The organism is Pseudomonas sp. ICMP 10191, assembly GCF_001467335.1.
Classification (GTDB): domain Bacteria; phylum Pseudomonadota; class Gammaproteobacteria; order Pseudomonadales; family Pseudomonadaceae; genus Aquipseudomonas; species Aquipseudomonas cerasi.
In genome coordinates this window covers 206775-233281 of the sequence record NZ_LKGW01000179.1, presented here as the reverse complement: position 1 = coordinate 233281, position 26507 = coordinate 206775, and the positions used below count along the sequence as shown (strand labels likewise).

At 59.6% G+C, this 26507-nt stretch carries 21 protein-coding genes and 1 pseudogene; 9 read left to right on the top strand and 13 right to left on the bottom strand.

Features of this window, described 5'->3' with window-relative positions; translation table 11 throughout:
- Together AO388_RS26605 and AO388_RS26600 are read left to right on the top strand one after the other, a co-directional pair.
- Nucleotides 1–1313, top strand: a pseudogene (locus tag AO388_RS26605) (hypothetical protein); the annotation flags it as partial.
- Nucleotides 1310–2002, top strand: coding sequence for a hypothetical protein (locus tag AO388_RS26600; RefSeq protein ID WP_058417460.1), 693 nt, complete (start codon nt 1310–1312; stop codon nt 2000–2002). The pseudogene AO388_RS26605 and the gene AO388_RS26600, both read left to right, overlap by 4 nt.
- A 45-nt stretch (nt 2003–2047) precedes the next feature.
- On the opposite strand, the gene AO388_RS26595 is transcribed toward AO388_RS26600, so the two are convergent.
- The 7 genes from AO388_RS26595 to AO388_RS26565 form a co-directional block, all read right to left on the bottom strand.
- Nucleotides 2048–4285, bottom strand: a complete 2238-nt coding sequence (locus tag AO388_RS26595; protein ID WP_058417459.1) for an ATP-binding protein — start codon at nt 4283–4285, stop codon at nt 2048–2050.
- Nucleotides 4282–4896: a biliverdin-producing heme oxygenase gene (locus AO388_RS26590; RefSeq protein WP_003369999.1), complete on the bottom strand. Its 615-nt coding sequence runs from the start codon at nt 4894–4896 to the stop codon at nt 4282–4284. Before AO388_RS26590 ends, AO388_RS26595 begins: the two co-directional genes overlap by 4 nt.
- 351 nt (nt 4897–5247) lie before the next feature.
- A complete protein-coding gene (locus AO388_RS26585) occupies nt 5248–7281 on the bottom strand; it encodes an LTA synthase family protein (RefSeq protein ID WP_058417458.1) in 2034 nt (677 codons plus the stop codon).
- A 10-nt stretch (nt 7282–7291) separates the two neighbouring features.
- A complete protein-coding gene (locus tag AO388_RS26580; protein WP_054080903.1) occupies nt 7292–7912 on the bottom strand; it encodes a hypothetical protein in 621 nt (206 codons plus the stop codon).
- Nucleotides 7909–9207 (bottom strand): sialidase family protein, encoded by a 1299-nt coding sequence (locus tag AO388_RS26575; protein ID WP_058417457.1) that lies wholly within the window; start codon nt 9205–9207, stop codon nt 7909–7911. Before AO388_RS26575 ends, AO388_RS26580 begins: the two co-directional genes overlap by 4 nt.
- Nucleotides 9208–9245: 38 nt before the next feature.
- Nucleotides 9246–9791: a cytochrome b/b6 domain-containing protein gene (locus AO388_RS26570; protein WP_003369989.1), complete on the bottom strand. Its 546-nt coding sequence runs from the start codon at nt 9789–9791 to the stop codon at nt 9246–9248.
- On the bottom strand, nt 9791–10054 hold the full coding sequence (locus tag AO388_RS26565) for a PepSY domain-containing protein (protein WP_003349279.1): 264 nt from the start codon (nt 10052–10054) through the stop codon (nt 9791–9793). The genes AO388_RS26570 and AO388_RS26565 overlap by 1 nt, the downstream gene beginning before the upstream one ends.
- Nucleotides 10055–10220: 166 nt before the next feature.
- On the opposite strand from AO388_RS26565, the gene AO388_RS26560 reads away from it, so the two are divergent.
- Together AO388_RS26560 and AO388_RS26555 are read left to right on the top strand one after the other, a co-directional pair.
- A complete protein-coding gene (locus AO388_RS26560) occupies nt 10221–10883 on the top strand; it encodes a response regulator (RefSeq protein ID WP_003349281.1) in 663 nt (220 codons plus the stop codon).
- Nucleotides 10880–12253 carry a sensor histidine kinase gene (locus tag AO388_RS26555; protein WP_058417456.1) on the top strand — a complete coding sequence of 458 codons (1374 nt, stop codon included), beginning with the start codon at nt 10880–10882 and terminating at the stop codon, nt 12251–12253. Before AO388_RS26560 ends, AO388_RS26555 begins: the two co-directional genes overlap by 4 nt.
- A 12-nt stretch (nt 12254–12265) precedes the next feature.
- Here AO388_RS26555 and amaA read toward each other — a convergent pair whose 3' ends face one another.
- Together amaA and amaB are read right to left on the bottom strand one after the other, a co-directional pair.
- Nucleotides 12266–13552, bottom strand: a complete 1287-nt coding sequence (gene amaA, locus AO388_RS26550) for an L-pipecolate oxidase (RefSeq protein WP_058397075.1) — start codon at nt 13550–13552, stop codon at nt 12266–12268.
- Nucleotides 13553–13594: 42 nt separating this feature from the next.
- Nucleotides 13595–15085 (bottom strand): L-piperidine-6-carboxylate dehydrogenase, encoded by a 1491-nt coding sequence (gene amaB / locus AO388_RS26545; RefSeq protein ID WP_003434633.1) that lies wholly within the window; start codon nt 15083–15085, stop codon nt 13595–13597.
- Between the two features lie 253 nt (nt 15086–15338).
- On the opposite strand from amaB, the gene AO388_RS26540 reads away from it, so the two are divergent.
- The 3 genes from AO388_RS26540 (at nt 15339) to AO388_RS26530 (ending at nt 20257) form a co-directional block, all read left to right on the top strand.
- Nucleotides 15339–16586 (top strand): 2-aminoadipate transaminase, encoded by a 1248-nt coding sequence (locus tag AO388_RS26540; protein WP_058417455.1) that lies wholly within the window; start codon nt 15339–15341, stop codon nt 16584–16586.
- Between the two features lie 23 nt (nt 16587–16609).
- On the top strand, nt 16610–18001 hold the full coding sequence (gene hglS / locus AO388_RS26535) for a 2-oxoadipate dioxygenase/decarboxylase HglS (protein WP_058417454.1): 1392 nt from the start codon (nt 16610–16612) through the stop codon (nt 17999–18001).
- A gap of 927 nt (nt 18002–18928) precedes the next feature.
- Nucleotides 18929–20257 (top strand): DUF3100 domain-containing protein, encoded by a 1329-nt coding sequence (locus AO388_RS26530; RefSeq protein ID WP_003434622.1) that lies wholly within the window; start codon nt 18929–18931, stop codon nt 20255–20257.
- 25 nt (nt 20258–20282) lie between these two features.
- On the opposite strand, the gene AO388_RS26525 is transcribed toward AO388_RS26530, so the two are convergent.
- A complete protein-coding gene (locus AO388_RS26525) occupies nt 20283–21194 on the bottom strand; it encodes a LysR substrate-binding domain-containing protein (protein ID WP_003314779.1) in 912 nt (303 codons plus the stop codon).
- Nucleotides 21195–21323: 129 nt separating this feature from the next.
- Between AO388_RS26525 and AO388_RS26520 the strand changes: the two genes are divergently transcribed.
- Complete coding sequence (locus AO388_RS26520) at nt 21324–22700, top strand: L-serine ammonia-lyase (protein WP_003369966.1); 1377 nt, start codon at nt 21324–21326, stop codon at nt 22698–22700.
- Between the two features lie 13 nt (nt 22701–22713).
- On the opposite strand, the gene AO388_RS26515 is transcribed toward AO388_RS26520, so the two are convergent.
- Both AO388_RS26515 and AO388_RS26510 read right to left on the bottom strand, forming a co-directional pair.
- Nucleotides 22714–23355 (bottom strand): LysE family translocator, encoded by a 642-nt coding sequence (locus AO388_RS26515; RefSeq protein ID WP_003434619.1) that lies wholly within the window; start codon nt 23353–23355, stop codon nt 22714–22716.
- Nucleotides 23356–23361: 6 nt separating this feature from the next.
- Nucleotides 23362–24144, bottom strand: coding sequence for a YqcI/YcgG family protein (locus tag AO388_RS26510; protein ID WP_003434618.1), 783 nt, complete (start codon nt 24142–24144; stop codon nt 23362–23364).
- Between the two features lie 151 nt (nt 24145–24295).
- Here AO388_RS26510 and AO388_RS26505 point away from each other — a divergent pair, with 151 nt between their 5' ends.
- Nucleotides 24296–25222: a LysR family transcriptional regulator gene (locus AO388_RS26505; protein WP_032609679.1), complete on the top strand. Its 927-nt coding sequence runs from the start codon at nt 24296–24298 to the stop codon at nt 25220–25222.
- Nucleotides 25223–25346: 124 nt separating this feature from the next.
- Here the strand turns inward: AO388_RS26505 and AO388_RS26500 are convergent, their stop codons facing one another.
- Nucleotides 25347–26504 carry a M20 aminoacylase family protein gene (locus tag AO388_RS26500; protein WP_054080897.1) on the bottom strand — a complete coding sequence of 386 codons (1158 nt, stop codon included), beginning with the start codon at nt 26502–26504 and terminating at the stop codon, nt 25347–25349.
- Nucleotides 26505–26507 lie beyond the last annotated feature (3 nt).

The following is a 26507-nucleotide window of genomic DNA, read 5'->3' as shown; positions in this document are numbered from 1 at the left end:
CCGCCAAACGCTGGCTCGATGGGCTGGGAGGGATTGCCGGCTCGATCACCTGGAGCGTGATCATGCTCAACTTCATCAACACCGCCTTCACTTATCGCGACCTTACTCGGGATGGAGACTTCAGTGCCAAGGACATCGGCAAGGTAACGTATGGGCTGGGGTACAGCTTTAACCTGTTGATGGCGGTGTTTGTTGAAGCACCGTGGGCGGTTATCAGTACGGCGAAGCCACTTGTCATTGGCGGCTATAACATAGGCATTCTCGATAAATCGGCGGCTTACTGGAAAGCACGAGGTAATGCGTTTTGGGGGGATGCGATAAGGGGGTTTAGAGGTTCGATGGTGGCGATGGGGGCGTTTGGGATAGCGGCGGCCACGTTAGAGCTATTTGACGTTTTGGATGATTTTTACGCAGCTAAAACCTCAGATGAAAAACACGGACTCCGTATTAAGGAAGTTGCTGTATTCCTGATGGGTTTAGGTTCTTCGGCCCAGCTATTAGCAGGCGTTTTTCCTGCTAGCGCTTTTACGATTATTGCGATGAGTTCGTGGTTCAGCGTAGCCCTGATGGCAGTTGGATTTATTTATCTCCTTGCCACGATGACCCTAAACTATTTCAAGCAAGACAGTGTGGGCTGGTGGCTACGTAAGTGCTGTTGGTCAAGAACCATAGACTATCGCTACGACGAGACTGCAAGAGGTAAGAATGAAGAAATAAGCGCATTGATGGAAATTCAATTATCTCCGCGGGTTCATGTAAAAAGCACCGTGCGTTATGAGGATCGCTACCTTGGCAAAGGCGACTATATGAGTGTCGCTGTGCAAACTGGCGCTGGAGTACAGGTGTATTTCCCACACTTTTTACGCGGCAAATCTGTCCACTTCAACATTGTAAGTAGCAAGCGCCCGTGGGGCGTGCTACCTGTAGAAAAAATAGATACCCCACTATATGAAGCATTTCTGAACCGTGGAAAATTCAGGAAGGTAGAGCAGTTCGGGATGCTTACTAACAAACCAACTGCCAAGGCTAGTGACGACTTCACCTACCCTCTAATGCCCCCTGAAAATGAGGACCTCATCTGGGAAACCTGGGTACCGCTCGACAAGGAAGCAACCTTTCTGGAGCTACAACTCTGGTATCCGTACGACTTTATAAATTCCGGCGAGGACGATAGAAGCTATCTTTTTCAGATGGAGCTTGGCACAAGAGGCGATACCTCTATTGACGGCTTGACGGCCATAGAACTCGCTGTAAAGGCATCAAGCAGGACTGGCTCCCTTACCCTGGAAGTCGCAGAGGGCACACCTATATGAATCAGCAAGAACAAGCTTTAGACCTGTCGAAAGGCAAAGATATTTTAAACTGGAAAGTCAAAACGCTGGCGCGGTCACCTAAAGAGATCATGATCACACAGCTTGGATTTATCGCCTTCTATCTGACCGCCAGCGCACTTTTTATTTGGGGAGGCTGGATAATGTTTTCGGATAGCCTTTATTCTTTGGTATACACAGTGCTTGCACTTGTAGGGTATCTCGCCTATTTCGTAGGCCTGCTCATCCGCCAAAAAACCATCTTCAACTACACCCTGAAAACCGATGGCGCCACGGTCGAGTATTACCTCCACTACCCCGACTTCGCCTCAAGCTTCTTCAAGGGCATCGCCATTTTCGTCATGTTGGTATTCGGATTCGTCGCCGTCCTGACCGGATCGTTGCTCTTTCTGGTCGGCCCGGTAGCGATGGCCTTCATCGCCGCCATCAAACTGCTGAACTGGGAAAACCCTGTCCACCATCGACAAACCGCCCCCTGGCACCTGCATGAATTTGTAACGGTCGATCACAGACGCCTGATGGTCATCATCCATTGCGACGATATCACCACTGGCTTCGCCGCGCGTTTTCCCAGCAAGGCGTTGATGGACAAGTACCTCGCCTTCCTGCGCGAGGTACTTCCGGCGAACGCTGAATACATCGAAAAAGCCACTAACTGGCATCAGGGCTGACGCGACTCAGGCTTGAGCCGACACACTGCAAGCCTGAGAAAGCGATCAAACTGCCATTGGCACCGTGAAGCGGAACTCGCTGCCCTCGCCCACCCGGCTTTGCGCAGCCAGTTCACCGCCGTGTGCCTTGATGATGCCTTGCGAGATGTACAGGCCCAGACCGGTGCCGGTCGGGTTGCCTTCCTTGACGGTCCAGTAGCGCTCGAAGATGTGTGGCAACTGCTCGGGAGGGATACCCTCGCCGGAGTCCCGTACGGTGAACACGATTTCAGCGCCGTTGGACATTGCCGCCACACCGATTGTGCCCATTTTCGGGGTGAACTTGATGGCGTTGCCGATCAGGTTGGACAGCACCTGGAAGAGACGCTCCGGGTCGGCCTGGACCTTGAGGTCAGGCTCGGCGTTGAAGGAGATCTCGATGGACTTGTCCATCGCCAGGGGGGCCAGCAAGGTGTAGGCCTCCTCGAATATCTGACTGACTTCCAGCGGCTGCGGCGTAATGGTGTAACGGCCCGCTTCGATTTTCGAGGTGTCGAGCAGGTCTTCGAGCAACACATTCATGCGGCTGGCCGCTTGCTGCATGGTATCGATTGCAGTGGAAATACGTCGCGAGGTGTGTGGCCCATCGGAGCTGAACGACTTCTGCATCATCCCACACAGCATGGAAATGACCGTCATCGGGTTGCGCAAGTCATGGGACACAACCGCTACCAGCTCGTCGCGGGCGCGAACGGCCTGCTGCTCCCTGCGCACCTGGCGGGCGAGGTCATTTTCCAGAGCGGAGCGGCGCAGGTCATTGGCGGCGAACACATCGCCATAGCTCCACTTCGTAGCGATCCCGGTCATCTCGACTTTCCAGATCTCAAACGAGGTGCGCGGCCGAAGACGCATGCCGCCTGCCGAGCTCTCCATATCCAGTGGTTTTTTCGGATTACCACTCCACTGAACCGTTTCCTTGACCTCGGGGCGAAACCAGATAACGCCGTTGTCGACCGGCTTTGGCAGGCTCATCGCCAATACGCCGCTGGCAATTGGCTGATAGGCCTCGGCAGGCGGATAGACACTGGATAGATGATGACTGGCATACACTGGTTCGCCACCAGCAATCATCCACGCATGCAGTGCACGTACCTCAGAAGGCTCCGGGCAGGTGCCGAAACAATGCGTTTGCCGGTCTTCGATGATGGCGACGCCGCTCGCGCCTACCAGATCCATCAATAACTGTGGTTGCTGCGCCAGACCGTCGAAGACGTTTTCTTCGGACTCGGCCATGGCCAGATTCAATTGCTCGAGCGCCCTGACTTTCGCCTCTCGCTGACGGCCTATTTCCAGCGCTTCCATGGCACTGATCTGCAGGGAAAGCACCTGACCTATCGCCTGGCAGGCACTGCGCAGTTCGTGAGTCACGTACAGCGGCGTGCGGTTGCCGCAACTGATCAATCCCCACAACTTGCCGCCCTGAATCAGCGAAACACTCATGGATGACAGCACGCCCATGTTCTTCATGTACTGGCAGTGGATCGGTGAAACACTGCGCAACGTCGAAAAACTCAGATCAAGCTGCTCCTGAGTGTCCGGACGCAGTTGAGGCACCAAGGGCACCGGGATGTAATCGGCATCGGGAATAATACGCAGCCAGTTGCGGCGATACAGTTCGCGCGCCTGCTCGGGAATGTCCGATGCCGGGAAAAACAGTCCGTTGAAAAGCTCCATGGAGGGCGACGACGCTTCAGCGATCACCTGACCATGGCCTTCCTCTTCGAAACGGTAGATCAGCACCCGGTCGTAACCGGTCATTTTCTGGATCTCGCGGACACTGACTTCATACAGGGTCTGCAGATCACTCGCAGCATGCAACTGGCGCAACATGCGGCCCATGTTGCCGGTGCGCTCGGAATAACTGATCGCTTGCGCATCCTTGTCCTGGATCTCCAGTTCCAGAATCAGAACGCCCTGGCTGCGGTGCAGCAAGGCTTCAAACTCGATGCCGTTGATCGACATCAGCAGACGTTGCGCGTCGATGAACGAGTCATGAGCACTGGCGCTTTTAATCACCTCGGCCCAGCCAGCGCCCAGCACACAGTCCAGCCCCTTGCCGAGCACCTGCTCGGGCACATGGCCCAGCACAGTGTGCACGTTGGCACTGACTTGCAGGATAGTCAGCTCGGGCTCTTGCAACGTGAACAGCAGGCCGTGGGGTTGAATGGCGCCAGGGAACTGAATGGGCTCATCCGCACAATTGGCCAGAAGCACTTCAAAGGCGTCTTTGTCGAGTTGGCTCATAGCAGTACCTCTTGACCCTCGAGCCAGTGCTCGAAACATGCAAATGTGGAGTGCGCTGCAAACGCGGCGGCATCAATAAGAACAACTTCTCGCGGCACGTCGTCCAGATGATTCAGAAACGCCTTCCAGCGAGGTCCGGTGAGGGCACCGTACACATCGAGAAAGGCCGTTCCACGTTGCTCATCCAGGCCCAGACGCCGGTTTATCTCACGTCGCAACACCTGCCCACCCAGTGTCGCCCCTTCCAGCACATACATCACACCCAGGCATGCACCGGCAGAATCAACAGTGGGCAACCGTTCGCAGCGGGGCAATTGCCCGATGTCGTGATCGGACAGCCCCAGCGCACGCAGATCCTCGACCAGCACAGGAGTTTTGACCCTCTCGACCGGAATAAGCTCCGCAGGTATCAAGGCACTGCCATGCAGTATCGCTTCAAGCGGTGCATAAAAACCGTAGTAGGCCTGAAGCAGACGGAGGTAAAGAGCGTGATCCAGAGCGGGTGAAAAAAACGGCATGCGTTTTTCAAGCTTGACGTGCAACTGCCTCGTTTCAGCACGCAGTGCATCAAGCAGTTTCGGCGGGTTAACACATGAAAAACTTGCCGGCATCCAGGAAGGCTCTTGAGTGTGCAATGGGCAAAAAACGCATCCGAGCGAAAACAGGCCGCCAAAATACAGATTCAGAGCAAAATCTGACAGTTTTTTCATGTGTTTGCGATGAAATACCGCAATCCATAAAGATAAAAGCCAGCGTGACAGGACGACGGTTTACAACTTTCCGCAAAATACGCGCTCAACTAACCAAGATAGTCGAAAACCGAGCCCTATATGCGTTTCGTGCGTGCGCGGTTCACAGGCGCAAGCACTTTAACATCATCCAATAAATATGCCATCCTCAGGCAAGCCGCTGACTCGACCAGCGGCTTGCGTAGCAACGCTGACAAAGGCCGGTTCGCTTCGTCAACGCACGTTCTGATACAGCATCATGCGCGAGGTTTCATGCAGACCGCGGGTGAGGTCGCGCAGCCGTTCGAACTCTTGCGGGTTCTGTTCGGCGACGTTGTCCAGCGGCGTGGGTGAAGACAGGTCATGGAGCGTTGGCGAACTGCCGTCGTGCTCCATTTGCAGCAGGTAGTTGCGCGTGACACCGCCGATCAGCGGGAACGTACCTTCGCGCAGTACCAGCGGCACCACACGTTCACCTTCCGGAGCCGCTTGCTGAATGTCACGACCCATGGTGCCGCTGGTGAAGTCCATTCCGGCCATCCCCGCCAGTGTCGGCAGCAGGTCGGCGAGACCGACCGCTTCGTCGACAACGCGTGTGCCCAGCAGGCCGGGGGCGTGAATCAACAGCGGAACGTTGTTGCTCTCCAGGCCCAGTTGCTCGAACGCTGGCGCCATGTGCGGGATCTGGCTGATGCGCGTGTTGTGATCGCCAAACAGCACGAAGATGGTGTTTTCGTAGTAACCGCCCGCCTTGGCCAGTTCCATCAACCGTCCAATGTTGAAATCCAGAAGGCGCACGGCGTTGTACTGCTCCACGCTGCGCGAACCGGCGGCCTGGACCTGCTCCACGGTCTTGTCGCTGACCTGAAAACCGTCGTTGTCCTTCGGAATGGTAAACGGCCGGTGATTGCCCGCAGTCTGCACATAGGCAAAGAACGGTTTGTCGGCTGGCAACGCACGCAGGATCCGGTCGCTCTCCTTGAACAGATCCAGGTCGGAAATCCCCCAGACATCCACCTGCGGTGACTTCCAGTCGCGCTCGTCGTACAGCCGTACGTCGTTGATACTGCGACGGATCAAGGCGTTCATGTTGGCCCAGCCGGAATTGCCACCAATCATGTACAGCTTCTCGTACCCCTTGAAGTCATTGATGATGGTGTTTTGCCGTGTGAGCAGCGGATGGCGCGTGGCGGTCTCCTGCCGTGTCACGTCGGGAACCCCGGTGATGCTCGCCCAGACCGTTTTCGCAGTGCCGGTCACCGGTACGTAAAAGTGCTTGAAGAACCAGCTTTGGGTGGCCAGATGGTCCAGGTTTGGCGTCGGGTTCAACGGGTTACCGTAGGCACCGACAGCGCTGGTGCCCAGCGATTCGAGCATGACGAACATGACATTCGGCGGCCGCTCGCCCGGCAGCCGGTAGGGCTGCACGGTCTGGTGACGCTTGAAACTCAATCCCTGTACATCTGGCTGCCGGACGCCCAGATAACGCGCGACCCGCTCATAGTGCTTGCGCACCTCGGGTTCGTCGAAGTTCGACTGGGAGACCTTGAGCGTGTCGTACAGGAACAGCGCCGGGTTGAGCCCCAGTGCCGCCACTTGGCTGTTGCCCGAGAAGAACGCATCGCTCCAGCGCAACGGTACCGGGTTTTCCAGATTGAGATTCTCGACCCGGCCCAGCAGGCCGAGGAAGGTTGCACAGACCATCAGCGCCGAACCCCAGACCGCGGACCCGCGTTTGATCGGTCTGGCCTCACGGTCCAGGGTGGCACGTTCAAGCCTGATCAATGCCCAGCCGAGCACTGCGACAGTGAGCAGCCAGCCGACAGTGATCCAGAATACTGGATAAGTCTGCCAAAGCATGTCCCGGGAAATCTGCGCATCCTCCAGATAGCGCAGCACGCTGGCGTTGAGCCTGACCCCGAGATAGGCGTAATGGCCGAAGTCGACGATGTAAATCATTGTCAGAATCGCCAGCGCCACGATCAGATAGCCCCGCGCCAGCCAGCGCAGGGCACGCACGCTGATCAGGTTACAACCCGGCATCCAGAGCAGCACCGCGACCGGCAGCAGTATCAGCAGCGCCAGGCGCAGGTCGAAGCGCAAGCCGATGCCGAGCGTCTTTGCGACCTCGCCATGCGTGAACAGCGTGCCCGGTTCGATACCGGAAAACCCGTAGAAGAACACGCCCCTCAGCAACGCCGACAGCAGGAACACCACCATGACCGCGCCCAGCCAATAATGCAGGCGTCGCGATTGCAACCAACTCATCGTCATTCCTCTAGACATTGCCGACAGACAGAGCCGCCGGACGGCGCGTCTCCATTGTGCGGCGATAAACAAACCGGACAGCCAGGACCAGCAAGGCCCCACAGCAGTAAAGGCCAAGCAGCGGGTCGATCAGGTAATCCCAATAATTTTCCGATGGCTTGATGCGGAAAGTGAAGGCCAGCGTCGCTGCGCTGAGCATCACGACGGCCAGCGCATTGCGCATAAAGACCAGCCCAAGCGCGATGACAGCGACAACCATGATCATCGGCCGCGGGTTGTAGCCCCAGCGGTACGGATCGAAATACGTCAGGCCCAGCGTGGCCGGGTACAAAGTCAGTGCCAGCGCAGCGAACACCAACAGCATCAGCCCGCGCCTGGACACTGCCATCGGCCTGAGCACACCCAGTCGCTGCAGGGTCAGCCAGCCCAGCAGCACCAGGCTGCTGATGGCCAGGTCATCGGTCAGGCTGCGGGCATAGGACGCCATCGACAGCCCGTCGATCGAGATCACACTCACTAGCGAGACGGCAGCCAACAGGCCGCAGCGCCACCATAACGATGCGGTCAAGGGCGCCAACAGCACAAACAGGGTCCAGGCAAATGCCAGATGAGCCAATCCCAACGCGATCATAAAAGTTGCTCCGCCAGCCAGGCCTCGTTGAAGCTGACATGCTTGATGAAGGTGTTATTCCACGAGTAGACCAGGTGATACAGGCCGTCCGGGCTGCGGATGAAGTACGGGTATTCGTATTCGAAGTCGCAGCCCTGGGGCGAGCAGACGCGCTGGTCCAGATTGCTCAGAAACGCCTCTTCCATCGGTTGACGCAGGGCGCCACTGGAACTGCGGAAGCCCTCGCCGATCACCTCCTTGTATGCTTCGAGGGTAAACGGTGTGCCCAGCGGATTGGGCGACTTGTCGAAATCCATCAGTGGCCTCCAGACGTTCATCTCCTCGTCAGTACCGTACAGACTGAGTTTAAAGCGCCCCTCGCGCAGGTCGTTGAGCGCCACGAGCAGCCCCTTGCCTGGCACACCGACCGCAGCCAGCGAAGAATTGGGGTTGCTCGGGGTCAACGGATACGGCTCGCTCCAGCTCTGCCCGCCGTCTTCGGTGCGGCTGGCCAGCACCCGGTGGAACGTCTCACCGGCATAGCGCAACAAGGCCACGGCGCGCTGCCCGTCCAAAGGCACGACGGTGGGCTGCAGGGAATTGTTGCCACGGCTGATGCGAAACTTGTCGATCACTTCACCGTCGGCGCTCAGGTACAGGTATTCGGCAAACTTGCCGAGAAACTCATGATAGACCGGCAGGCCGATCGAACCGTCGGCATGAAACACCGGCGCGCCGCGCACCAGCGTACTGATGTTCAGAAACGGGGTTGTCACCAGTTGCCACGGCGGCGACCAGCTGGAGCCCATGTCGCTGGAGACCATGGCGTTGACCGTACTGCCCGCCCAGCCGCCGACCGAGACTGAAACGTAGAACAGCCACAGGCGATTGTCCGGAGCCAGGGCGATCACCGGATTGCCCAGTTTGCGGATGTATTTACCAGTGCCCGACTGGGTGGAATCACGGGTTGCCAGCACCTGCTCGCCGCCCCACTCACCACTGGCCGCGTCGAAGCGCGAGGTGCGTATTTCAACGTCGCCCGCGCCCTCGCGAGAACCGGCGAACCACACCGACATCAGGTCGCCGCCGGGCAATGCCGTCACGGCCGAGGAATGCACGAAGTCGTCCAGATCGGAAGACGCGAAACGCGAAATGTAGGACGCCTTGGGCGCCACGCTTTCAGCGCCAACCGGCGCGGGGCTGAGCGCGAACGGCGCAATACGGTGCTGTGGATGGCTGAGCCACGCACTGAGAAAAATCGCCACAACAATCAGGCCTGCGCTCCATGCAGCCAGGTTTCGGGAAATAAAACGCATCGGGAGGCATCACTGTAAAGAGGAACAAAGGTGTGGTTTCAGCGATGGCGATCTTCGGGCAACGGGCGTCGCTTGCCTGTCAGCATCGACAAGGGCAGGTTGTCACGCACCTGAACGCTTTCGAAGATGGCGGCGGCCATGTGCAGCACCACCAAGGCACACAAAGTGTTGGCGAGAATTTCGTGGATGTCCTGCGGCCAGTCGGCGCCCCACAGGGCATCGACTTCTTCCATCAGAAAACCGGTCAGGCCCATGCCGAAGATCAGCACCATCATGAGTACCATGACCAACGCGCCGAGCGGGGAATGGCCGAGCCGATGCATCGGCCGCCGGTCGATCAGCGAGCGGATGTGCGCACGCAGGCGCGCCGGATGTGGCCAGAAATCGCTCCAGCGTGCACTGCGCGGCCCGATGAATCCCCACACCACGCGCACCGCCAGCCAGGCAACCGCGTAATAGCCCAGCCAGATGTGCCAGTCACCACCTGCTTCATTGAAGAAATAATTGGCAACGAAGACACCCGCGATCGAGACATGAAACAGCCTGACCAGCGGGTCCCACAGGCGCAGGGAAACACGGCTCATTACTTGGTCTCGGTCTTCACCGCTTTACCCGTCACCGGATCGTGATAGATCTCGACCTTGCGCTTGTCCTTGTCGAAACCATAGATTTCGTAGCAGTTGCCGTCAGTCACCTTGAACTTGCTGATCTCGTAACCCTGAGCCTTGAGTTGCTCCTGGAATTTGGCCTGATCCTGCCATTGGGACTTGTCAGCCGTGGTGCATTGCGGGCCGGCAAGTGCCAGCGGGCTGGCCAGACACAAGGAAATCAGCAGGACTTTACGCATGACAAATACTCGCAAGCAGTTAAGGAGCGCCTACTGTGCGAAACGAATCTTAGGAAAAGCTTAATACGTAATAGCTCGTAACATCTTCCCGGACACACGGCACTTCGCGCTGCTGCCTGCTGACGGCATCATGGCGCCCTTCCCCACACTCACCGGTCAAAGCCCTATGCGCCTGCTTCTCGTCGAGGATGATCGAGCCATTGGTCAAGGCATCCGCGTGGCCCTGAATACCGAGGGCTATACCCTCGACTGGCTAGAGGACGGGCTGAGCGCGCTGCACGCCCTGCGCAGCGAGCCATTCGACCTGTTGCTGCTCGACCTTGGACTGCCGCGCATGGATGGCCTGGACCTGCTGCGCCAGTTGCGCGCCGAAGCACTTACCTTGCCGGTACTGATCCTGACCGCACGCGACGGGACTGCCGACCGTATTGCTGGTCTGGATGCCGGCGCGGACGACTACCTGATCAAGCCATTCGACGTCGATGAACTGAAAGCCCGGGTCCGCGCCCTGCTCAGGCGCAGCCAGGGCCGTGCGCAACCGCTGCTGGAACACGCCGGCATCAGCCTCGACCCGGCGTCGCAACAGGTCAGTTTTCAGGGCAGCGAAGTACCGATGACGCCGATGGAATACCAGTTGCTGCATCAACTGATGATCCGTCCCGGCAAGGTGGTCACCCGCGAGCGCTTGTCCAATACCCTGTACGGCTGGCAGGACAAGGTCGAAAGCAACACGCTGGAGGTGCTGATTCACAACCTGCGCAAGAAACTGTCCACCGAGCTGATCCGCACCGTGCGCGGTGTCGGCTACCTGCTGGAGCTCAAGGCATGACCTCGGTACGCGCGCGTATTCTGATCCCGGTACTGATGCTGTTGCTGCTCGGCGACCTGACGATCAGCCTGCTCGCCCTGCGCGACAGCCATCACGAAATCGAAGAAGTCTACGATGCACAACTGGCCCAGAGCGCGCGTCTGCTGCAGGGTGTGCTACGTCAGCGCGCAGCGGGTGAGCAGGATCTCGACAAGCTGTATCAGGCGTTCGATCAGGCCATGAGCCGGGTTGGCACCAGCGGCGTGGCCCACCCCTACGAAACCCGGCTGACCTTTCAGGTCTGGCGTACCTCGGGCGAGCTGCTGGTGCGCTCGGCCGAAGCCCCGCTGCTCAGCGCACCTCCCGCAACCGAAGGCTCCCACGACTTAGTCGAAAACGGGCACGAGTGGTGCGGCTTTCTCCTCGCCGATCCACAGCAGGGTTTTCTGATCTGGGTGGGTGAGCGCGATGACGTACGCCAAGACCTGATTCAGCGCATTGTCAGTCACACGCTGTGGCCGGCGCTGATCGGTGTGCCGCTGCTGGTGGTCGCGATCTGGCTGGCCATCGGCTGGGGCCTGCGCCCGCTGCAATCAATGGCCAGAGTTATCCGCAAGCGCGATGCCGAGAGCCTGGAACCGCTTGATGTAACGCCCCTGCCCAAAGAACTGGAGCCCATGCAGTACGCGCTCAACCGCCTGCTGACCCAGATCGAAAGTGTGCTGGAACGCGAGCGACGCTTCATCGCTGACGCGGCCCACGAATTGCGCACGCCGCTGACCATCCTGCGTATCCACGCGCAGAACGCGCGCCAGGCCGAAACCCCGGAGCAACGCCTGGAAGCGCTGGACTTTCTCGTGCATGGCGTCGACCGCGCCGCCCGCCTGGCCAGTCAGCTATTGACCATGGCACGCCTGGAACCGCGCCTTGAAGTCAGTCAGTTAAAGACCTTCGAGCTGAACACGCTGGTACGCGAGGAAATGGCCGAACTCACGCCGCTGGCACTGGAGAAGCGCGTCGATCTGGTATTTGAAGAAGGCGAGGATTGCGTGATCCGCAGCGACCCGGCAGCCATCACCATTGCCCTGCAGAACCTGCTGACCAATGCGCTGAATTTCGCCCCGACCGCCAGCGAGATTCGCGTTGCCCTGCACGCCCAGGAAGATGGCAGCGCGCACCTGTCGGTCGAAGACGCTGGGCCTGGTATCGACGAACAGCAGAAGGCTCGCCTGTTCGAACGCTTCTACAGCCAGGGTCACAGCAACGGCGCAGGACTGGGGCTGGCGATCGTCGACATGATCGTACGCAAACTGGAAAGCAGCCTGCACCTGCGCAACTCGGCGCAGGGCGGACTGTGTGCAGAGCTGCGCATCAAGAGCAGGACGAGCTGAACCCTGCCTGGCTCAAAGCACCACGCGCAGGCATTGCCCGGCGTGATACAGGGTGAAACCCGCGTCGTAGGCCAGACTGCGCAGCGAACTGCCCGAAACCTTTTTACCGCTTGAAAAGCTCACCGGCAGCGCAGCTGCGTCGTTGCTCAGCAGGTAATCGGCAAAGCATTTGCCCACCAGTGTCCCGGTGGTCACCCCCCGGCCATTGAAACCGGTCGCCGCCAGCAAGCCTGGCGCAGGTTCGAAGAGGCGCAGCAAGTGGTCCGGCGTGAAGCCGATGCGCCCGGTCCAGGTGCTCTGCCACTCGACCCGGCCCAGTTGCGGAAAGTAATGCTGCTGGACGCGATCCGCCCACTGACGAATGAACCACAGCGGATAATTGCCGGCGTTACCCAGACTGCCCAGCAGCAGGCGCCCATGAGCGTCGCGACGAATATTGCTGAGCACCGTACGCGTGTCCCACGAACCCTGCCCGCCGCGCAGAATCTGCGCCTGCTCGGCACCGCTGAGTGGCTGCGAAGCGACCTGATAGTAATAACCAGCGAAGATGTGATCCTTGATGTCGGTCCACTCGCCCTCTGTGTAGGCATTGGACGCGATGATTACTTTCTCGGCGCGCACACTGCCCGCAGCAGTAAAGACCTTCCAGCCATCAGCGGTGCGTTGCAAACCGTTGACAGGAGAATCACCGAATACTTGCCCACCCTGCGCTACCACGTTAAGCGCCATGCCCGAGACATAAGCCATCGGGTTCACCGTGCCTGCGCGATGATCGAGCAAGGCGCCGCTTACCTTGTCGGTGCCACAGGCGTCTTCGCAGGGTTTGCCGGTCAGCAATTCAACGTTGGCACCACGCCGTTGCCACTGTGCGGCACGGCTACGCAGATCAGCCAGACCCTTGGCGTTGTGCGCCATGTGCAGGTTGCCGGTGCGGGTGTCCTGACAATCGATGCGGTACTTGTCGATGGTCGCGAACACCAGTGCCGGCGCCGCGCCCAACGCGCCATTCAATCGGCTGGCCTCGACACTGCCCAGTACCTTGTCCAGTTGATCGGGCGCCACCCAGGTCCCGGCATTCACCAGACCGACGTTGCGTCCGGAACCGCCATGCCCGACCTGATGCGCTTCGACCACGCACACCGACTTGCCGCCTTCCAGCAAGCGCAACGCCGCCGACAGACCGGTGAACCCGGCGCCGATGATGCACACGTCGGCGCTCCGCTCACCGCTCAGGGCCGGGCTGACCGGGCGTTGCGGAGTCAATTGTTCCCACAGACAGCCTTCAGCAAACTGCACCATCGAAAAGCTCCAGCAATGTCGGCAATAAGCGCCCGGTTCACATCAGTCGAAAACGATGCCCTGAGCCAGCGGCAACTCGCGGGAGTAGTTGACGGTATTAGTCTGCCGGCGCATGTAGGCGCGCCACGAATCGGAGCCGGATTCGCGCCCCCCACCGGTTTCCTTCTCGCCACCAAATGCCCCGCCGATTTCCGCACCGCTGGTGCCGATATTGACGTTGGCAATACCGCAATCGCTGCCCGCGGCACTCTGGAAAGCCTCGGCCTCACGCAGGTCGGTAGTGAAAATGCACGACGACAGGCCCTGCGGCACTTCGTTGTTCAGGCGCAGGGCCTCTTCGAAGTCATCGTAAGCCAGCACGTAGAGAATCGGCGCGAAGGTTTCGTGACGCACGACTTCGCTCTGGCCAGGCATTTCGGCAATGGCCGGCGTGACGTAGTAGCCGTTCGGGTATTTGTCCTGCAACTGACGCTCGCCACCAAACACTTGGCCGCCTTCGTCGCGGGCCTTGGTCAGCGCGTTCTGCATGGCCGAAAACGCTTGCTGGTCGATCAGCGGGCCGATCAGATTGCCTTCGCGCGGATCACCGACGCGCACCTTGGCGTAAGCTGCCTTGACGCGGGCGACCACTTCGTCCTTGATCGAGCGGTGCACAATCAGGCGGCGCAACGTGGTGCAACGCTGACCGGCGGTGCCTACCGCACTGAACAGAATGCCGCGCACGGCCAGGTCCAGATCGGCGCTCGGGGCCAGAATCATCGCGTTGTTGCCGCCCAGCTCCAGAATGCTGCGCCCGAAACGGGCGGCGACACGCGGCCCGACTTCACGGCCCATGCGGGTGCTGCCGGTGGCGCTGATCAGTGGCACGCGAGGGTCGTCGACCAGCGCTTCACCGGCGTCACGATCACCGATCACCAGTTGCGCCAGTGCTGCCGGCGCGTCACCGAAAATCTTCAGCGCCTTGTCGAACAGCGCCTGACAGGCCAGTGCCGTCAGCGGAGTCTTTTCCGAAGGCTTCCAGATCACCGGGTTGCCGCAGACCAGCGCCAGCGTGGTGTTCCAGGCCCAGACCGCAACCGGAAAGTTGAACGCGCTGATCACGCCGACCACACCCAGCGGGTGCCAGGTTTCGCGCATGTGATGACCGGGACGCTCGGAGGCGATGGTCAGGCCGTACAACTGACGCGACAGACCGACGGCAAAGTCGCAGATGTCGATCATTTCCTGCACTTCACCCAGACCTTCCTGAGTGATCTTGCCGGCCTCGACCGATACCAGTTCGCCCAGATCAGCCTTGTGCTCACGCAGCACTTCACCAAAGATCCGCACCAGCTCGCCACGCCGTGGGGCCGGTACTGTGCGCCACTTTAGAAACGCATTGTGGGCGCTGTCGATACGCGCCACGACCTGTGCCTTGTCTTCAAGCGTAACCGAGGCAATCCGGCTGCCATCAATCGGGGTGTAAACCGGATAGTCCCCTTGTGTGTGGGCACTGTTCGCCACGCCCAGACGTGCTAATAACTCGGCAACCATGTTGATTCTCCTGTCATGAACCCGGTGGAAATCATCGATGATCTCAGTATCAAGCTACTCAGGGTCGGGTTACAAACGACGTTTTTGAAAAATATGATTCCTTTTAGGAATGAACTCCTGATCGTTAATAGCCATAAAACCCCTTACATCGGGAATTATTGGAATGACCCGGTGATTTTATTTCGTTTGCGAGCGCGGCCCGATGTTTGTTTGGATAAGGCCATCATGATCACCCGGAGTCAGGGCCAGGCCGATGAGCGAACACATCAGCGAATCCATTTCGTTTGTCCACAACATGACGCTGTCCCACGGCCGCAACGCCGAAGTCTGGGACACCACCGGCAAGCGCTATATCGACTTTGTCGGCGGCATCGGGGTGCTCAATCTGGGGCACTGCAACCCGCAGGTGGTCACGGCCATTCAGGATCAGGCGGCAAAGCTGACCCACTATTGCTTTAACGCCACGCCTCATGACCCGTATATCCGCTTCATGCAGCAGCTCACGCAGTTCGTACCGGTCAGTTACCCCCTCAGCGGCATGCTCACCAACAGCGGTGCGGAAGCGGCCGAAAATGCACTGAAGATCGTACGCGGCGCCACCGGCCGCACGGCGGTCATCGCCTTTGACGGCGGCTTTCACGGCCGAACGCTGGCGACCCTGAACCTCAACGGCAAGGTAGCGCCCTATAAACAGAAAGTCGGCGTGCTGCCCGGTCCGGTCTTTCACATGCCGTTCCCCAGCAAGGACAACGACGTGTCCACCGAGCAGGCGCTCAAGGCCATGGACCGGCTGTTCAGCGTCGAGATCGACGTCAATGACGTGGGCTGCATCATCTTCGAACCGGTTCAGGGCGAAGGCGGTTTTCTGGCCATGCAGCCGGACTTTGCCCAGGCACTGCGAGCGTTCTGCGATAAACACGGCATCGTGCTGATCGCCGATGAAATCCAGTCCGGCTTCGGCCGTACCGGGCAGCGTTTTGCGTTCAGTCGTCTGGGCATCGAGCCGGATCTGATTCTGCTGGGCAAAAGTATTGCGGGCGGCATCCCGCTGGGCGCGGTGGTAGGTCGCAAGCAGTTGCTGGACAACCTGCCCAAGGGCGGCCTGGGCGGCACGTATTCCGGTAACCCGATCGGCTGCGCAGCGGGCCTCGCGTCACTGGCGCAGATGACCGATGCCAACCTATCCAGCTGGGGCGAGCAGCAGGAACACGCCATCGTTTCACGCTATGAAGCCTGGCGGGCGAGCAAACTGTCGCCGTATCTGGGCAGGCTGACCGGTGTTGGCTGCATGCGCGGTATCGAACTGATCACGCCGGAGGGCGAGCCCGGCACCCGACAGCTCGCCGAGCTGCTGAGCTTGGCCAGGGACGCCGGGCTGCTGCTGATGCCCAGCGGCAAGTCGCGGCACATCATCCGCCTGCTGATCCCGCTGACCATCGAGCCCGACGTGCTGCACGAAGGGCTGGATATTTTCGAGCGCTGCCTGGCAGCGCTGGCTTGAACCCGTACGGAGAAAACACCCTGATGAGCACAGCACGCTTTGCCGACCCGGACCAGATCCGCGCGGGCTTTTCTCGCGCCATGTCGCAGATGTACAAGCACGAAGTGCCGCTGTACGGCACGCTGATGGCGCTGGTGAGTGAAGTCAACGAACAGGTCATGAACCATGACAGCAGTGTGCTGGACAGTTTGCTCCAGACCGGTGAAATCCAGCGCCTGGACATGGAACGGCACGGTGCAATCCGCGTCGGCACGGCACAGGAACTGGCCACCCTCGCCCGCCTGTTCGCGGTCATGGGCATGCAGCCGGTGGGTTACTACGACCTGAGCGCGGCCGGCGTGCCGGTTCACTCCACCGCCTTTCGCGCCGTGCATGAGCAGGCGCTGCAGGTCAGTCCGTTTCGCGTGTTCACCTCGTTGCTGCGTCTGGAACTGATCGAAAGCGACAGCCTGCGTGAGTTCGCCGGTCAGGTGCTGGGCAAACGCAGTATCTTCACGCCCGGCGCCCTGGCGTTGATCGACAAGCATGAAGCAGACGGCGGCTTGAACGAAACCGATGCGGCCGAGTTCATTCAGCAGGCGCTGGAAACCTTTCGCTGGCACAACACGGCGACCGTTTCGCTGGACGACTACCAGAAGCTGAACACTCAGCATCGACTGATCGCCGATGTGGTGGCGTTTCGAGGTCCGCACATCAACCACCTGACGCCACGCACGCTGGACATTGATGCGGTTCAGGCCGGTATGCCCGGCAAAGGCATCACACCCAAGGCGGTGGTCGAGGGGCCGCCACGTCGCCAGTGCCCGATTCTGCTGCGCCAGACCAGCTTCAAGGCGCTGGAAGAACCGATTGCCTTCATGGGCCAGGGTGGCAGTCAGTCGGGCAGCCACTCGGCACGCTTCGGCGAGATCGAACAGCGTGGCGCTGCACTGACCCCCAAAGGTCGCGAGCTGTATGACCGGCTGCTGAACGAGGCCCGAGACGCGCTGGGTGAGTTCCCCAATGAGGCGAATGCCCTGCGCTATGCCGAGCTGCTGGAAAACACGTTCGAGGCGTTTCCGGACAGCCACGCTGAAATGCGCAGGCAGGGCCTGGCCTACTTCCGCTATTTCCCGACCGAATCAGGTATTACCGAGCGTGCATCCGGCAGTCTGGAGCAGCTTGTCGAAGCAGGTCACGTGCGCTTCGAGCCACTGGTGTACGAAGACTTTTTGCCGGTCAGTGCGGCGGGCATTTTCCAGTCCAACCTGGGCGATAACGCACAGGCGCACTACGCGACGAATTCGAATCAGCAGGATTTCGAGCAGGCACTGGGACGCGGGACGCTCAACGAACTGGACCTGTATGCCGACACCCAGCGGCGCTCACTGGAGGAATGCGCCAGGGCGCTGGAACTGAGCAGTCCCGCCTACTGATTAGTGAGAGCGACAGGGGCTGCACGATAGTTGAGATCATCGTTCCTCACGCTCCAGCGTGAGAATGCAGTTCACGACGCTCTGCGTCGCCAAGAGGACGCGGAGCGTCCAGAACGGCATGACGACGCGGAGCGTCGCACGATAGTTGAATTATCCGTACACACCGACGCGGGACGTCAGCACGAAGTTGAGACTATCGTTCCTCACGCTCCAGCGTGGGAATGCAGTTCACGACGCTCTGCGTCGCCAAGAGGACGCGGAGCGTCCAGAACGGCATGACGACGCGGAGCGTCGCACGATAGTTGAATTATCCGTACACACCGACGCGGGACGTCAGCACGAAGTTGAGACTATCGTTCCTCACGCTCCAGCGTGGGAATGCAGTTCACGACGCTCTGCGTCGCCAAGAGGACGCGGAGCGTCCAGAACGGCATGACGACGCGGAGCGTCGCACGATAATCGGATTGTCCGTGCAGATCGACGCAGAGCTTCGGCACGGAGTTGAGACTATCGTTCCTCACGCTCCGCGTGGGAAAGCAGGTCTCGACGCTCTGCGTCACAAAAGAGGACGCGGGGCGTCACATTCCCTTAGCGTTCTGCGTTCTGTTTAAAGCAACGATAAATAAAATTCGCAATATTGGTGTGCAACCTCGTGCTATGCATACTGCGATTGCGTGTGGACAGCAAAGTGCCGTATTCAAAGGCTCATCCCTTCAAATAGCGCACCCGGTGATCCCCTTGCAAAGGCTCGAAGCAGCCTGGGTCTGGATCACATTCAGACCTCATAAAAATACCTGGCCGGATAACGGTCTCCATGACTTCATGGACTTTTCAACGCTGCCCTGGCGCTTCACCGCGCCGACCTGAAAAACAGAATAACGATTGATAAGGCCTGAAAAAGGCCATTCAGCAGGCAAGGGGATCATCATGCAAAACTCACACGCTGCAGTGTCGGGTGACAATCAGGCCGTTTCATCGACGGTGAAACTGTATGTCTGGGCCGCCATTATCCTCATCATTGCCGAAATGATCGGTGCCATCAGTATCCCGCTGGGCCCCGGCAAAGTGGTGCTGTTACCGATGGTCTGGGCGCTGCTGCTGGGCGCGATGATCGGCCTTGCCAGTCGCCGTATGCCAGGCACCATTGGTATCGACCACGGTACGCAATTGCGCTCGGCCTCCATCCTGCAACCTGCCCTGCTGATTTTCATCGCCAAGCTCGGCCTGGTGGTCGGCGGCTCGCTGCCGGTGGTGTTCGCTTCCGGATGGGCGCTGATGTTTCAGGAGTTCGGCCACTTCGTCGGCACCGTGGTGCTCGGTCTGCCGGTGGCGTTGATGCTCGGTATCAAGCGCGAAGCCATCGGTGCGACCTTCTCGGTCGGCCGTGAACCAAGCCTGGCAATCATCGGCGAACGCTATGGCATGGACTCTCCGGAGGGTCGCGGTGTATTGGCCGAATACCTGACGGGCACCCTGTTCGGCGCGCTGTTCATTGCGATTGTCGCCGGGTTTATCGCCAGCCTGGGGATCTTCCATCCCAACTCGCTGGCGATGGGCTCAGGGATCGGCTCGGGCAGCATGATGGCCGCCGCTGCCGGGGCGATTGCCGCGCAACAGACACCAGAAGTCGCCAAGGAAGTCATGACTCTGGCGGCAGCCTCGAACCTGATCACCACCACCATCGGCACCTACTTCACCCTGTTCATCTCCCTGCCACTGGCGGTCTGGGGCTACCGTGTGCTCGAGCCGCTGATCGGCCGCACCACCAAGGCGTCCATGAGCGAGGAAGGTCTGCGCCACAGCGACGTGTCGCTGGAGGTGCCGGAGCTGGGCTGGTCGGGCAAGATCAGTGCCTGGCTGGCGGCGGGTGCACTGGCGCTGATTGCCAACTATGTCGGCTACAAGACCCTGTCAGCCGATGCCCTCACCGGTATGGGCATCATGATTTTCTGCGCCTTCGCGGGTGAGGTGCTGTGCAACCTGCTTCGCCGCAAGATCCCCGCGGTGTGCATGGTGTCGCTGGTAGCAATGTTCCTGACCTCGCCGGCCTGCCCCTGGGCCGCCGAGATTGCGCGAGTCACCAGCTCGATCAACCTGCTGGCGGTCATTACCCCGATGCTGACCTTCGCCGGCCTGTCGATTGCCAAGGACCTCCCGGCCTTCCGCCGCCTGGGCTGGCGGATTGTGCTGGTGTCGTTCCTGGCCAACTTCGGTACGTTCATTGGCGCGGTATTGATCGCCGAGCTGTTTCATTGATTCGCACCGAATGATTCGGATCGAATCAGCCCAGCGCCTCGTTCACCAGCCAGTCATGCACTGCGCGACGTGACGGGGTGCTGAGCGCCCCTTCGCGATAGGCCAGCACGTATTTCTTTCTGGCCTTTATCGGATGGCCGAACGGCACGATCAGCAAGCCCTGCTCCAGCTCATCGGTGATCAGCGCCTTGCGTGCAATGGCCACGCCCATACCCATACGCGCGGCGTCGATGGTCAGATGATTACGATTGAACGTGTGGCCGCGACGCACGTCGATGCCATCGGCACCGATGGCCGTCAGGTAGAACTCCCACTCCGCATATTCATAGCTGCCGCGCCAGGCGGTGATGTCGTGCAGCAACGGGAAGTGCACCAGCTGACTGGGCGTATCCAGCGGCGGCTTGCCTACCAGCAGGTCTGGCGAGCAGACCGCAAACAGCTCCTCCTCCAGCAAGGGCGTAGTCGACAACCCCGGATAGCTGCCGTCGTTCAGGTCGATGGCCAGATCGAAATCGTCATCACGCAACGACCCGCTGCTGTCCTCGGCAATGATCCGCAACTGGATGTCCGGAAACGCTGCCTGCAAGCGTGGCAGGCGCGGCATCAGCCATTTGCTCAGGAATGATGGAATGCAGCGCAGCTTGAACACCCCGCCGATACGCCCGGAATACAGCAGGCGCAGTTCTTCGCTGATACGGCTCTGCACTTCGTTGGCGACCACCGCCAGACGCTGACCTTCCGCGGTCAGCTCAAGCCCGCGCCCGACCCGGTGAAACAGCGCAAAGCCCAGGCGCTCCTCGAGCTGGCGCATCTGCTGACTGATCGCGCCGGGGGTGACGTGCAATTCTTCCGCGCAGCGGGTGAAGGACAGGTGACGGGCCGCGCAGGCGAACACCTGTAGCCAGGCGTGCATCTGTGCGTTGAAGATTCTGCTCATTGAAGAGTTCCGCTAAAGCGTTGCATAGCAACAATCGTTTGTCGTTTCGACAGCCGAAGCCAAAGATGAGTAACAGAAAAAGGGGAATACCAAATTCCCGTGCATCATCTCACCTGAAGGACCTTCGTGATGGCTATCAGCGTCTTCGACATGTTCAAAATCGGCATCGGGCCGTCCAGTTCCCACACCGTAGGGCCAATGCGCGCCGGTGCGCTGTTCGTGACCGAGCTGCGCAACCACAACCGGTTGCACAGCGTAGAACGGATCGAGGTGCGATTGTACGGTTCTCTGTCGGCCACGGGCATCGGTCACGGCAGCGATCGCGCAACAGTCATGGGCCTGATGGGTGAGTGGCCGGATCAGATCGACCCTAGCCAGGTCAACCAGCGCATCGACGCACTGCGTGCCGATAACCAGCTGATGCTGGCGGGCGAACAGGCCATCACCTTCGTCTGGGAGCGGGACATGTGCCTGCTCGATGAAAGCCTCCCCTACCACCCCAACGGCATGACCCTGTGTGCCTACGGCAAGAACGGCGAACTTTACGAGCAGACCTACTATTCGGTGGGCGGCGGTTTTGTGATCGACGCCGAACAGGCCGCCAGCGGCGTGCTGGACAACGACACAACCGTCCTGCCCTATGATTTTTTCAGCGGCGCGCAGTTGCTCAAGCTGTGCAAGACCCACGGCATGAGCATTTCCGAACTGATGATGGCCAACGAGAAGGTCTGGCGCAGCGAGGAAGAAATCCGCGAGAAGATCATGGTGATCTGGGCCGCGATGCGCGCCTGCGTCGACAAGGGCCTGGTGGAAACCGGCATCCTGCCCGGTGGCCTGAACGTGCGGCGGCGTGCCTACCGCCTGCATCAGAACCTGCAGAACCTCGATAACCCCAACGTGATCGGCTCGACGCTGAGCGCCATGGAATGGGTCAACCTTTTCGCCCTCGCGGTCAACGAAGAAAACGCCGCAGGCGGGCGCATGGTGACGGCGCCCACCAACGGCGCGGCTGGCATCGTGCCCGCCGTGCTGCACTACTTCATGAAATTCAAACCCACGGCCAATGACGATGACGTGGTGCGCTTTTTCCTGAGCGCCGCTGCGGTCGGCATTCTGTGCAAGAAAAACGCCTCGATTTCCGGTGCCGAAGTCGGTTGTCAGGGTGAGGTAGGATCGGCCTGCGCGATGGCCGCCGCCGGTCTGGCAGAGATCCTCGGCGCAACGCCCGAGCAGGTGGAGAACGCTGCCGAGATTGGCCTGGAGCATAATCTGGGGCTGACCTGCGATCCTGTCGGCGGGCTGGTGCAGATCCCCTGCATCGAGCGCAACGCGATTGCTGCCGTGAAGGCCATCAATGCCGCCCAGATGGCCCTGCGCGGCGACGGCGAGCATCACATCTCGCTGGACCACGCCATCCGCACCATGCGCGACACCGGCGCCGACATGCACGACAAATACAAGGAAACCTCACGCGGCGGCCTGGCGGTCAACCTGATCGAGTGCTGATGGGCGCAGGCGTTTACTGATTCAACAGTGTCGAGCCCGAATAGAGGATCCCGCCCAGCGCGATCAGCAGCAAGGTCACGCTGGAGGCGACTTCGATCTTGCGCTTGTACTTCAAGGCCAGTTTCTGGCGCATCAGGAAGATATAGGCGAACAGGATAGACAGATCAATGATGATCCACAGCAACGACAACAAGGCGATGCTGCCCTTGAACGATTCGGTGACGTGAATGAACTGCGGGAAAAACGAGACGAAGAAGATGATGTCCTTCGGATTGGAAATTCCGACCAGAAAACCGGTCACCAGCCCGCTGTGCCTGCTATGCGCAGGCATCGGCGCTGGCGCTGTTTCAGGCCGCGACGGGGCGTAACGCAACGCCTGTTCCAGCGCCTGCACCGACAGGTAAGCGATGAAGAAACAGCCCACCAGGCTGATCCAGTTGAGCATGCTTACGCTCACCGACAGTGTTCCCGTCAGAATCAATGCCGCGACCAACACCAGCACCAGTGACGCCCAGTTGGTGCCCAGCGCCGTCAACATCGCGCGTTTCGGCCCGCACGCCAGGCTGGTGTTGACGATCAGTGCCACCACCGGACCAGGGGTGATGATCAGCATGAACACGCTGAACATGTAGATCAGCAGCAACGATATATCCATGGGTACTCAACGCTCGTTCAAATGGTCAGTCTTGTCGACTTTGATGTGCAGAGGACAACGGGACAGTGAAAGCCCGCCTTCTTCATACAGTTGATATTGCTTCCATTCCAGGCTGCTACGGTCGCCGAAAAAACCCAGCGTGTCGGGTACCACGCCGTTGTTGTAATCGGCGATTCGCTGGCGAATCTTTTCCCTGACCTTGCGACCACTTTCCGTCTCGGCGCTTGCCACCTCGTCAAAGTTCTCCCGAGGGTTGACCACAAACACAATGTGCCCACCCAGCGAACGGCTTTTCATCGCGCTGTGACGGGGAAAGCTCATGTTGATGAACATCGGCAGTCCGGCGAAGTGATAGGTCCACTCGAACACTTCAGGGTCTGTGCAGGCGTTGGCCGGCCAGGGTGATCGGTCACCTTCATGTAAATGTTGCAGGGTGGCCCAGGCATAGGCCTGTTCTTCGGCCAGGCTGTTGAAATCGGTTTTCTCGAAAATGACAATCAACGGGTTGAACAGGCGATCTTCAAGTGGTGTGTCATTAACGAACTTCACGTACGCTTCCATGCCGTCACGTAGCGCTTGTTGCTCATTCTCACAGGGGATGAACAGCAGCAGACAACTTCCGGACTTGTTGGCACGGCGTCCAAACAGACAAGGGAAGCCCTTGTCACTCAGCACCTGCTCGAACTGCCTGTAAGCCTGAACCCGCCAGCCCATTTCCAGGGCGGTGTCACTTTCCAGCAAATGTCTTACAACAGATTGGCGCAACAGCTTTTCGGACTTGGGCAGCATATTCCCTCACGCACGCAGCAGATAAGAACACCGCCTTATTGTTTGATTTTTACGACAGTGGACGAGCCGGCGATTCTGACCGGAGACGCGTGCGCGGAAAAATGGAAAAAGGTGTAACCTACTATGACAAATAATCATGGTTAGTTATCACATGACTGAACGTATACCGCCTCTTTACGCGCTGAGAGCCTTTGAAGTAGCGGCCCGATCATGCTCATTTACGCGTGCTGCGCAGGAGCTATCTCTTACCCAGAGTGCCATCAGCCGTCATATTCGTACCCTGGAAGAAACCCTTGGCTGTCGATTGTTCGAACGCAATGGCCCGCGGCTTTCGCTCAGTGACGAGGGCCGGCGGCTGTCCAGCCAGCTCAAGATCGGCTTCCGGATTATCGAGGACGCTTGCCAGCCCTTCCGGGGTCAGGGCGCGAATCTGCGCCTCAAATCACCGTCCACCCTGACCATGCGCTGGCTGCTGCACGCGCTGGAGTCCTTCAAAAAGCCTGCGCCCGCCCTGCCGGTTCAGCTGTCCAGCGTGTGGATGGACTTTGATAGCGTGGACTTCTATTCGGAGCCTTTCGACTGCGCGATTCTGCTGGGCAATGGCAACTTTGGTGCCGAGGTGGAAACCTGCAAGCTGTTCGATGAGTGGCTGATCCCGATCTGCTCGGCAGACACGTTAGGCGACCAGCCGTGGGGAACAGAGAGGCTGCAGGCCGCTGAACTTATCCATCCGTCCAGCGACCGCCGCGACTGGCGGCGCTGGCTGAACCGGATGGACCTCTCCGGTCAGGTGACGTTGAGCAAAGGCAAGGTGTTCGACACGCTTGATCAGGGCATTACCGCCGCGGTCAGAGGGCACGGTGTGTCGATTGGCGATCTGTTTCTAGTCGCTGATGACCTGAACGAAGGCCAGGTTTTTCTGCCGTTCAACTCGGCGGTTGGCACCGGAGATGCCTATTACCTGGTCTGGCTGCAGGACAGCTTTAAGCGCCAGCGAGTACTGGAACTGCGCGACCACCTGCTGACCTGCCTGCCGGACATATCCGGTATTGCAGTGGAATTGCTCGCGGCACCTTGACGGAGTCCGTTCCCGGTGGGAGTGAGCTTGCTCACGAAGAGGCCAGTAAATCCCATAAAAAAGGGCGTCTGGACCATTGCTTTCGTGAGCAAGCTCACTCCTACGACATATGTATGCGAGCCATTCAACTCAGCGGCAAACACTGCTCCACCAGCGAGGTCCAGACCGCAACGCCGGGTTCGATGACCTGGTCGTTGAAGTCGTAGTACGGATTGTGCAACGCCGCCGACGGCTTCTCGCCGTCGACGCCCATCCAGATGTAGGCACCCGGACAGGCATGCAGCATGAAGGCGAAGTCTTCGGAGGCCATCGACGGGTTGCAGCCCCACTGCACGTTGGCCTCGCCCACTGCAGCGACCGCTGCACGACGGATCGTGGCTGCTGCTTCGACGTGGTTTTCGGTCACCGGGTAGCCGACGTTGTAAACCAGTTCGCCGCGCACGCCGAAGGCCGTCGGCAAACGCTCGACGAACTCGCCGATCAGTCGCTGGACCTTTTCCCGCACAGGGGTTTGCAGGCAACGCACGGTGCCACGCAGCGTGGCGGTTTCCGGGATCACGTTGATCGCCTCACCGGCATTGAACTGAGTGATGCTGACCACCGCCGAGTCGAGCGGTGACAGGCGCCGGGAGACAATGGTTTGCAGCCCCAGCACCAGCTCGGCTGCGGCCACGATCGGATCATTGCCCTTGTCCGGCATGGCCGCGTGGCTGCCCTTGCCGGTCAGGGTGATTTCAAAGGTGTCGAGCGAGGCCATCATCGGACCCGGATTGATCACAACCTTGCCCGCAGGCACACCCGGCCAGTTGTGCAGGCCGTAGATGGCTTCCATCGGAAAGCGCTCGAACAGCCTGTCTTCGATCATTCGCTGTGCGCCGCCGAGGTTCTCTTCGGCAGGCTGGAAGACGAAATGCACTGTGCCGCGAAAGCGGCGAGTCTCGGCCAGATGCCTGGCGGTGGCCAGCAGGATCGCGGTGTGGCCATCGTGACCGCAGGCGTGCATGCAGCCCTTGTGGGTCGACTTGTGAACGCTGTCGCCCAGCTCCTGAATCGGCAAGGCATCCATGTCGGCACGCAGGCCGATGGTCGGCCCGTCACCATTACGCAGGGTGCCAACCACGCCAGTGCCGCCCAGACCTCGGTGGATCTCGATGCCGAAACCGCTCAGCAACTCAGCCACCTTGTCAGAGGTTTTCAGCTCCTGGAACCCCAGTTCCGGCGCGGCGTGGAGGGTGCGGCGCCACACGGTGGCTTCGTCAATCAACGTCTTTGAAATGGACATGTG